At 41.6% G+C, this 1844-nt stretch carries 2 protein-coding genes; both read left to right on the top strand.

The window, feature by feature from the left end:
* The first annotated feature begins 191 nt into the window (after nucleotides 1-191).
* Entirely contained in the window at nucleotides 192-725 is a 534-nt protein-coding gene (locus QUB61_RS39205) for a DnaJ domain-containing protein (RefSeq protein ID WP_333136845.1), read from the top strand.
* 90 nt (nucleotides 726-815) lie between these two features.
* A complete protein-coding gene (locus QUB61_RS39200) occupies nucleotides 816-1793 on the top strand; it encodes a transposase (RefSeq protein ID WP_333136842.1) in 978 nt (325 codons plus the stop codon).
* Nucleotides 1794-1844: the final 51 nt, after the last annotated feature.

Genomic DNA, 1844 nt, shown 5'->3' with positions numbered 1-1844 from the left:
AAGGTTTCATCCTATTTTACCTTTTTTTGTCTACCCCCTTGACAATTTGCACTTTTTCTTAACTTGTCACAAATGGCCTGCTTCAACTCATGGCGAACTGTAAAGCCGTCATAAAAAGACGGGGTTTCAAATTTATTGTTCTGATGAATATCACTTTCTCTTGATACAGCCACGCCTATTTTTGAAAAGCCATGCCAACTGCAACCGACTTCAAGGATTATTACGAAATTCTAGGAGTAAGCAAGAGTGCAACTCCAGAGGAGATTAAAAAGGCTTACCGGAAACTAGCTAGGAAATATCACCCCGACCTAAATCCTGGAGATAAAGAGGCCGAGGTAAAATTCAAAGATCTCAATGAAGCAAATGAGGTGCTTTCCGATCCCCAGAAACGCCAAAAGTACGATCGATTTGGTCAGTATTGGAGGCAGGCAGAGCCAGGCGGATCGCCTCGCCCCAGAGGCGCTGGGGTGGGGGTAGAGGGATTTGATTTCGACCAGTACGGAAATTTTGATGATTTTATCAATGACCTGCTGGGTCGCGTTGGACGTGGAGGTCCAACTGGGCGCAGAGTCTATAGCTATCGCACGGGTACAGCCGATGCCGCTGGATTTGATGAGTATGAGGATATTTTTGGTGCCGGTTCTCGCACCTCGGCGCCTGCCCCCGATACGGAAGCGGCGATCGCCCTCACTTTTTCAGAAGCCTTTCATCGAAAAATTGGGTAGAAACCCCGTGCTTTTAGCACGGCTTTACAAAAGTTGTTGGTATCAACAGAAATTTCGCTGTAAAATAGATTCTGTAGCGAAACTGAATGTATGTACTTAACTCAGAAAAACCAATTAGGATATCTGAGCAAAGCCGAATTCTTGGCTTTGAGAGAGTTGTGCAGACTGAGTAAAAATCTCTATAACGTAGGTCTTTACACCGTCCGCCAATACTTTTTTGAGGAACGTAAGCACTTGCGCTATGAATCTGCTTACCATCTGTGCAAATACAACGAGAATTACCAACTTCTCAATACTGACATTGCACAGCAAACATTGAAAGTAGTAGATCGAACTTTTCAAAGTTTCTACGGACTGATTCAGGCTATTAAATCTCGAATGTATCAACAGAAAGTGAGACTTCCTCACTACTTGCCAAAAGATGGCTACTTCGTGTTGATAATTCCTCGGATTAAAGTCAAAGATGGAAAATTTAAAGTACCCATGTCCCATGCTTTCAAAAAGCAATTTGGCGAGATTGTGCTTAATTTTCCTGAAAGACTCAACCCCGAAACAATCAAAGAGGTTCGGATTCACCCTAAATATGATGGTCGATTTTTTGAAATCGAATACATCTGCTTGAGTGAGATTGAACCAGTAGAAACAATAGAAAATAGTTCGATGGCTATCGATCTGGGATTGGATAACTTGGCTACTTGTGTTGATACCAATGGGGCATCCTTTATTGTGGATGGGCGAAAACTTAAATCTATTAACCAGTGGTTCAATAAAGAGAATGCAAGGTTGCAATCTATTAAAGATAAACAGAAGATTAAACGGCTTACCGAACGTCAGGCTAGACTGTATATCAACCGAAGCAATCGAGTTAGGGATTACCTGAATAAGGCTGCTAGATTGATAGTCAACCATTGTATTAGCAATAAAGTAAGTTCTTTGATTGTGGGGTTTAATCCCGGCATCAAACAGGAGATTAATATCGGTAGTCGCAACAATCAGAACTTTGTTCAAATCCCTTTTCACACTTTGAGAAATAAAATTAAATCGTATCCGCTCAATAAATCGGGGTAACAGCAAAAAAAGAAGGTTCACAATCTAGGCACAGCATGGTAGAATATGACG

Source organism: Microcoleus sp. C2D2 (genome assembly GCF_036702495.1).
Classification (GTDB): Bacteria; Cyanobacteriota; Cyanobacteriia; order Cyanobacteriales; family Microcoleaceae; genus Microcoleus.
Note: the sequence above shows the minus strand (reverse complement) of the source record. Positions and strands in the feature narration are given on the sequence as shown.

Bases quoted from the DNA above. Each gene is read 5' to 3' on its own strand.
- QUB61_RS39205 (WP_333136845.1), top strand. From the start codon at position 192: ATGCCAACTGCAACCGACTTCAAGGATTATTACGAAATTCTAGGAGTA.
- QUB61_RS39200 (WP_333136842.1), top strand. From the start codon at position 816: ATGTACTTAACTCAGAAAAACCAATTAGGATATCTGAGCAAAGCCGAA.